The sequence below is a fragment of the Mycobacterium sp. genome, from assembly GCF_032162105.1.
Classification (GTDB): Bacteria; Actinomycetota; Actinomycetes; order Mycobacteriales; family Mycobacteriaceae; genus Mycobacterium.
In genome coordinates this window covers 1-7,210 of sequence record NZ_JAVRPS010000278.1, presented here as the reverse complement: position 1 = coordinate 7,210, position 7,210 = coordinate 1, and the positions used below count along the sequence as shown (strand labels likewise).

At 65.8% G+C, this 7,210-nt stretch carries 9 protein-coding genes; 6 read left to right on the top strand and 3 right to left on the bottom strand.

Annotated elements, in window-relative coordinates; genetic code table 11:
• Positions 1–471 (bottom strand): sugar-binding domain-containing protein (locus QOC69_RS14385; protein WP_526440584.1); only part of this gene is annotated, 471 nt, incomplete at its 3' end.
• 739 nt (positions 472–1,210) lie between these two features.
• Here QOC69_RS14385 and QOC69_RS14380 point away from each other — a divergent pair.
• The 4 genes from QOC69_RS14380 to QOC69_RS14365 all read left to right on the top strand — a co-directional run bounded on the left by QOC69_RS14380 (position 1,211) and on the right by QOC69_RS14365 (position 3,835).
• On the top strand, positions 1,211–1,597 hold the full coding sequence (locus QOC69_RS14380) for a DUF1330 domain-containing protein (protein WP_526440582.1): 387 nt from the start codon (positions 1,211–1,213) through the stop codon (positions 1,595–1,597).
• A gap of 38 nt (positions 1,598–1,635) precedes the next feature.
• Entirely contained in the window at positions 1,636–2,538 is a 903-nt protein-coding gene (locus tag QOC69_RS14375) for an NAD(P)H-binding protein (protein ID WP_526440580.1), read from the top strand.
• 210 nt (positions 2,539–2,748) lie between these two features.
• Complete coding sequence (locus QOC69_RS14370; RefSeq protein WP_526440578.1) at positions 2,749–2,988, top strand: hypothetical protein; 240 nt, start codon at positions 2,749–2,751, stop codon at positions 2,986–2,988.
• A 76-nt stretch (positions 2,989–3,064) separates the two neighbouring features.
• A complete protein-coding gene (locus QOC69_RS14365; RefSeq protein WP_526440576.1) occupies positions 3,065–3,835 on the top strand; it encodes an SDR family NAD(P)-dependent oxidoreductase in 771 nt (256 codons plus the stop codon).
• Here QOC69_RS14365 and QOC69_RS14360 read toward each other — a convergent pair.
• Together QOC69_RS14360 and QOC69_RS14355 are read right to left on the bottom strand one after the other, a co-directional pair.
• Positions 3,832–4,614 (bottom strand): enoyl-CoA hydratase/isomerase family protein, encoded by a 783-nt coding sequence (locus QOC69_RS14360; RefSeq protein ID WP_526440574.1) that lies wholly within the window; start codon positions 4,612–4,614, stop codon positions 3,832–3,834. The genes QOC69_RS14365 and QOC69_RS14360 overlap by 4 nt on opposite strands.
• Before the next feature lie 24 nt (positions 4,615–4,638).
• Positions 4,639–5,325, bottom strand: coding sequence for a TetR/AcrR family transcriptional regulator (locus tag QOC69_RS14355; RefSeq protein ID WP_526440572.1), 687 nt, complete (start codon positions 5,323–5,325; stop codon positions 4,639–4,641).
• Positions 5,326–5,394: 69 nt separating this feature from the next.
• Here QOC69_RS14355 and QOC69_RS14350 point away from each other — a divergent pair, with 69 nt between their 5' ends.
• Both QOC69_RS14350 and QOC69_RS14345 read left to right on the top strand, forming a co-directional pair.
• Positions 5,395–6,471 (top strand): ferredoxin reductase, encoded by a 1,077-nt coding sequence (locus tag QOC69_RS14350; protein ID WP_526440570.1) that lies wholly within the window; start codon positions 5,395–5,397, stop codon positions 6,469–6,471.
• Between the two features lie 146 nt (positions 6,472–6,617).
• The coding region (locus QOC69_RS14345; protein ID WP_526440586.1) for a fatty acid desaturase family protein at positions 6,618–7,210 on the top strand (593 nt) is incomplete at its 3' end.

The window sequence follows — 7,210 nt, the reverse complement described above, 5'->3', positions numbered from 1 at the left end:
CGATCCGGGCCGCAGCGCAGCGGTGACGTCGGCGCTGAACTCCGTGAACCCGCCTTCGTGGAAGGCGACCTGCTTGTCGTTCACCCAGACGGTCGCGATCTGGTCGACCGCGCCGAAGTGCAACAGCACGTGCCGCCCGCGCCAGGCGCTCGGCAGTTTGAAGACCTTGCGGTACCACATTTGGTCGTCGTGGCGTTGGATGCCCGACAGTGCCGACTCCGTGGGGTACGGGACCAGGATGTGCTCGCCATACGCGGCCGCGGGGGGTGGTGCGGTCAAGGCGTTCTGTGCGGATCGGCCCGTGTAACTCCACACACCGTTGAGGTTCAGCCACTGGCTGCGCGCCATCTGCGGGCGCGGGTAGTCGGGCAGCGCGTTGTCTGGCCCCACCAGATGAGTCCACGGCGTCGACAGCGGCGGCACCTTGGGATGCCAGATCACTACCGCGTTGGCCGGCGCGTTACCCGTCATGATGACAGCCAACAGCGCGAGTCCCACGACCGCGAAACCCCGGATACACACGGGATTCAATCCCACCAAGCGCCAAAGACCACGATCGACGTGAGAACGTCCGGGTCGTTCGCGTCGGTTGGGTGATCCTTCCGGTTGGATTTCCCGGCGATGCGGTGGCTGGAAGCCAGCGGGCACGGCTATTCCCCCAAGGTGTGAAACACGGACAAGACCGATGTGCAGTGCGTGCCCCAACCCGACCCGCGCACCGTTTCTGTGCAGCAAACGCATCGACCCAGTCGGCGACGAAGAAATCAAGTGATTCCCTACGAAGTGCCCCGAATAGCTCGGGAGGATGCGGTTGCCGACGGCAAATGTAGCCTAGTGTCAATCAAGATCGCTACTCATGCCGAAATCTCCTTCGCGCAGTAACTTTCGTCGCGCATGTGACAGCGGAAATTGTCAAGCCGCCACGCCGGAAGCTATGCGAAAGCTATGGGTATCGAGTCGGCTCTGCAGGACCGCCGGCGCAGTTCCAGGCGTGCGCGCGGGCGATGCTTCCGTTCGGAGCAAATAAGTTGCCCTCGCGATTACTGGCGGTCAGGGCAACCTTTGGTGGTGCCGGCCGCGTCGCCGACGACTTCTCTCGGCCGCTGAGGTTGCTGCAAATTGTCGATTTCGGTTCGTGGCACCATCGGCTGCGCCACGATAACGCGATGACGTCGAAGCGACGAATTGCGTGTCTGATCAACGTCAGCGGATGCGTGTGAGCACCCTGGAACCCACCCCCGAACAGTTCGCGGCATTGGCCGCGCGCCCGGCCGACGCCCCGGTCGTCATGGTCAACCTGTTGACCTTCAAGGTGGACGGCGGTCGAGACAGCTACCTGCGGTATGCGCAAGAGGTCATCCCGCACGTGCAACGGGTGGGCGCGATCGTGCGCTACGCCGGGACGGCGCCGACGGTGGTCATCGGCGACGGCGAGCGACCGGGTTGGGACGCCATCCTCATCGTCGAGTACCCGTCGCCCCAGGCCTTCATCGACATGGTGACGGACCCCGAGTACCTCGAGGTGCACGAGCATCGCGCCGCCGCGCTCGAACACGGCGACCTCATCGCCACGTCGACGTGGACTATGGCCGAATAACCGGCACCGGGAATTGCAGGGCTGGCGGCGACGTCGATATGGACATGTTCCTGATCACCGGTGCGGGTGGCGGAGTCGGTAGCGTGAGCCGCTCAGTCGTCGAGGAGTTGCGCGAGCAGGGCCACCCCGTGCGCGCGATGGTGCGCCGCGACGACGACCGTGCCGACCGGTTGCGCGACCTCGGTGCCGAGGTCGTCGTCGGCGATCTGACCTCCCCACTCGACGTCGCCAACGCCATGCGCGGCGTCACCCGGATGTTCTTCAACATGAGCGTGTCAGCCGAATACCTGGATGCAGCGGCCGTGGTGGCCGCGGTGGGGAAGGAACTCGGCGGCCTCGAAGTGCTCGTGAACATGTCGCAGATGACGGTCTCGCAGATGACGCTGACCAGCACCGAGGAGTCACACCACCAGCGCCTGCACTGGCTCGCCGAGCGCATCCTGACCTGGTCGGGCCTGCCGGTCGTGCACGTTCGACCGACGGTATTCCTCGACAACCCGCTGTTCACAGTGCTCGGCGCCCGATCGGTGCGCGAACGTGGGGTGCTGGCGCTGCCGTTCGGCGATGGACACACCTCACCGATCGCGGCCGCCGACGTCGCCCACGTCGTCGCCACCATATTGCGCGAACCGGAAGACCGGATCGGTCACGTCTACGAGTTGACGGGGCCGCGCGTGCTGGACATCGCGGGGCTGGCCGAAGAGTACGGGCGGGCGTTGGGTCGGGCGATCTCCGTCGAGGATCTGCCGTCTGACGGCTTGCAGGCGAGATTGATCGACTTCGGGCTTCCCGATCATGTGGCGCAACATATTTCGACGATGGCGCAGTTGCATCGCGAGGACCGGTACAACCGCGCCACGGGCGACGTGGAGCGTGTCACGGGACGTCCCGCCCAAACCGTCGAGCAGTGGGTATCGGCCCATCTGGACCTGTTCTCGTAATCGACGCGGGCTTTGCCGGTTGCGTCCACTATTGGGATCCCTGTGAACGGATCACGAAACCTAATCTGCGCCAGCGCTGAACGCTGCCATTCGCTTACCAAGTTCCTGTCAATGTCCTTGGGCTGACCTTCGGATTGAGGTCGCTGCAGGGTTAATAGACGTCGATGCGCCGGCAGGGCGTTCTGAACAATTGACGATTGGTGGATCAACATGACCCGAACTCTTGGCTCAGTCAACCGCGGCAAGGGGCCGGCCGCACTACTGGGCCTGAGCGCTCTGGTTGCAATGGGAGTCATCGGCGCAGTAACGGGTGCCACTAGTGACGGTCAGACGGCTGTCGTGTCCGTCGGGTCGATGTCGACCGGTGAGACGACGACGCTGACGTTCTCGGGGACTGTTGTGCCCGTCAAGAACGTGCCGCCCGTGAAGGCCGCGCCCTATAAGGGCTGAGGCTCCCGCATCGATCGGATGTAGGTCGACGAACTTGGGCGACTAGCGGAAAACTGCTCCGTGTTCTACTGACGAAATGGATCGCAGCGCATTCGACCGCCTCTTCGACATGACCGGCCGTACCGTCATCGTGACCGGTGGCACCCGCGGCATTGGACTGGCCTTGGCCGAGGGTTTCGTGCTGGCCGGTGCGAACGTCGTAGTTGCCAGCCGCAAGGCCGATGCCTGCGAGGAGGCCGCCAAACACCTGCGCGACCTCGGCGGACAGGCGATCGGCGTGCCTGCGCACACGGGCAGCGTCGACGACCTCGACCTCGTCGTGGAGCGCACCGTCGCCGAGTTCGGCGGCATCGACGTGGTGGTGAACAACGCCGCCAACGCGCTGACCCAACCGCTGGGGGAGATGACCGTAGAGGCATGGGCCAAGTCATTCGAGGTGAATCTGCGCGGCCCGGTGTTCCTGGTGCAGAAGGCGTTGCCGCATCTGAAGGCAAGCCCCGCGGCCGCGGTGCTGAACATGGCGTCGGTCGGCGCGTTCTTGTTCTCGGCGTATACGTCGATGTACTCGGCCGCAAAGGCGGCGATGCTGTCCTTCACCCGGTCGATGGCCGCCGATTACGCCCCCTTCGGCATCCGGGTGAACGCGTTGGCGCCGGGGCCGGTCGACACCGACATGATGCGAAACAACCCGCCCGAGGCGATTGCCGGGATGGTCGGTTCGACGCTGATGAAGCGCCTCGCCACACCCGACGAGATGGTCGCGCCGGCACTGCTGTTGTGTTCGGGCGCAGGCAGTTACATCACCGGTCAGGTCGCCATCGTCGACGGCGGCGGGACGCCGCGCTAACTCTTGCGGGTGGCGAATGCTGCCTTCGCCGCGCCGATCTCGCCGCTGGTCGACGCCAGGATCTGGCTGCGGTTCTCCACCTGCAGCGCCGCCTCCAGGCTCGGCGCATCGAGGTTTGCCCACAGCACCTGTTTGGTGGACTCGACCCCGAACTTGCCGTACCCGCACAGGGTTTCGGCAATTTCCAGCGCGTCATCGACCACCGAGCCGCTCGATAGTCGCGACACCAGGCCCAGGCGCAACGCTTCGTCGGCAGCAACGGTGCGCGCGGTGAGGATCAGATCGAACGCCTGCCCGGCACCGAGCACGCGCGGCAGCGTGTAGCTGACGCCGATGTCGCAGCCACCGATGCCCAACTTGATGAACTGGGTGCAAAACCGCGCCGATTCCGACGCGATGCGGATGTCAGAGGCCAGCGCCAGGGCGAAACCGCCGCCGTAGGCCGGGCCGTTGACGGCGGCGATCACCGGCTGGCGCAGGTGGATCAAGCGTGTGGTGAGGTTCGCGATGCGCTCCTGCCACCGCATGCTCGACCGGGGAAATTCCAACCCGCGGTTGGCCTCCTCGGGAAACGGATCCGTCAGATCCAGGCCCGAGCAGAACCCGCGGCCTGCACCCGTCAGCACCACGACGCGGCACTCGTCGTCCCCATCGATCGCTTCGAGCGTGGCGTGCAGTTCCTCGACCAGTCCGTAGTTGAGCGCGTTCAGCTTGTCGGGCCGGTTGAGCGTGACGAGGGCGACGTCCGGACGCGGCCGGGTCACTTCGAGGTGCGGCATGCGCCTCACCTTATTGCCCGCGAATCAACTGCTACTGCGCCATCCGCTGATCCCGACGGCGATCATCCGCAGCTGCTTCACGGCGGTGTGTTTGATCTCCTCGAGGGCGGTCGCATCACCGGCATCCTCGATGGCCTCGGCGATCGAGATCATCGAGTTGACGAACAGGCTGGCGAGGATGTTGAGGTCCTCGGCACTCCAGGTGTTCAGCCCGGGGAAGCGGGCCAGGTCGATCGCCAGCTCCGAGGTGATCAAGCGGATCTCGGTGCGGATGGCGTACCGCAGCACCGTCACGCCGCTGTTGCGTTCCCGGCCGATGAACCGCCAGTGCTCCCGGCGCTCGCTGACCCCTGCTACGAGCATGTCGACGGTGGACCCGATGACGCGGTTGGGATCGAGCTTGCTTGCGCGGGCGCTGCGCAGCATGTCCCGCAGCGCGCGGAACGACTCGTCGATGAGCACCAATCCGAGCGCTTCCATCGTCTCGAAGTGCCGGTAGAACGCCGCAGGCACGATGCCGGCCTCGCGGGTGACCTCTCGCAGGCTCAGCGCGCTGAAGCTGCGCTCGTCGAGGAGCCGTAGCGCTGCCGCGATGATGGCCCGCCGCGTCGTTTCCTTGCGTTCCTCGCGGGACCGCGTGTCTCGCGAGGAACGGGAGGACGACGAGCGGCCCGGTCGGGACGTTCGTGAACTAGGCGTACGACTGTTCACTCTGTGAAACCTACCACAACCTGGTCCGATTGATTGACGGATTGGCTGGACGTAGCGCACGGTGTACACATGTTCACCCAAATTTCGAAGCCGAGCTTGCGGGAAAGGGTGCTGCGGTCGCCGCTGGTCGACCTGCTCACCGGCCCGCACGGCGTCGACCGTTACACCGAACTGGTGGAGCCGACCTGGACCCTTGGCGATACCCGTGCCAAGGTCGTCGCGGTCCGGCGACAAACCCCCCGCAGCGTCACCCTGACGCTGGAGCCCAACGCGGCCTTCGAGGCCGGACCCGCCCTGCGGGCCGGCCAGCACGTCACCCTCTCCGTCGAGGTCGACGGGCGCAGACAGACCCGCTGCTACTCACCGGCCAACGCCGAGAACGACCCGTTCATCGAGCTGACCATCGGCGTGCACGACGACGGCGTCGTCTCCCAGCACCTGTACCGCAACGCCCGCCCCGGCATGGTCGTCGGACTCGCCGGCGTCGGCGGGGAGTTCGTCCTGCCGGTCGATCGGCCGCGGCGCATCCTCTTCGTGTCCGGCGGCAGCGGCATCACGCCGGTGCTATCGATGCTGCGCACGCTGACCGCTGAGGGCCACACCGGCGAGGTCGCCTTCGTCCACTACGCCCGCAACGCCACCGAGGCGTGCTACCGCGACGAGTTGGCAACGCTGCCCGGCGTGCGCGTGTTGCACGGCTACACCCGCAGCTCCGACCCCGCCGATCTCGTCGGACGGTTCGGACCCGAGCACCTCGCCGCGGCCATGGACGCACCCGACGCGGTGTTCGTCTGCGGCCCGCCCGCGCTGGTGGAGGCGGTCCAACAGCACTGCCCGAACGTCCGCTTGGAGAGCTTCGTCCCGCCAGTGTTCACCGTGCCGAGCGAGGCGTCGGGTAGCCGGGTGGCATTCGCCGACTCCGGCGTCGACGTCACCGACGACGGGCGCTCCCTGCTCGAGCAGGCCGAGGCGGCCGGACTGTCGCCCGAAAGCGGATGCCGCATGGGCATCTGCCACACCTGTACCCGCCGCAAGACCAGCGGTGCGGTCAAGAATCTGATCACCGGCGCCGTGTCGACGGCCGACGAGGAGGACGTGCAGATCTGCGTCACCGCCCCCGTCGGTGACGTCGAACTGGCGCTCTAGGAAAGGAGTTCGTCATGACTGGATCTCTAATTGCTCCTCGCGAGCGCACCATGCTCGAGAACACCGTCGAAGAGACCATCGCCGACGAGGACTCTGCCAAGGCTCAAGGGGCCGTGACCAAGATCGTCACCGGCCAGACGGTCACCATGACGCCCGAGCAGGCCGAGGAGTTCGGCGCCGCGCTCGACGCGATCAAGGAACGCGTGATCGCCGACCTCGGCGAGCGCGACGCCACCTACATCCGGCGGGTCATCAAGGCCCAGCGGGCACTCGAAGTCGGTGGCCGGGCCACGCTGTTCGCCGGCATCCTGCCGCCCGCGTGGATCGCCGGAACCACGATGCTGGCGTTGTCGAAGATCCTGGACAACATGGAGATCGGCCACAACGTCATGCACGGCCAGTACGACTGGATGGGCGATCCGGCGCTGACCAGCCGCAACTTCGAGTGGGACTCGGCGTGCCCGAGCGATCAGTGGCGGCACTCGCACAATTACATGCACCACACCTACACCAACATCGTCGACATGGACCGTGACATCGGCTACGGCATCCTGCGGATGAGCGAGGACCAGCGCTGGTCGCCCTACTACCTGGGCAATCCGGTGTATGCCTTCCTCCTGATGGTGTTCTTCCAGTACGGCGTGGCCCTGCACGAGTTGGAGACCGAACGCATCCGCTCGGGTGAGATCACCTTGGCCGACAAGCGCGAGATCCTGCAGGGCATCTGGAAGAAGGTGCG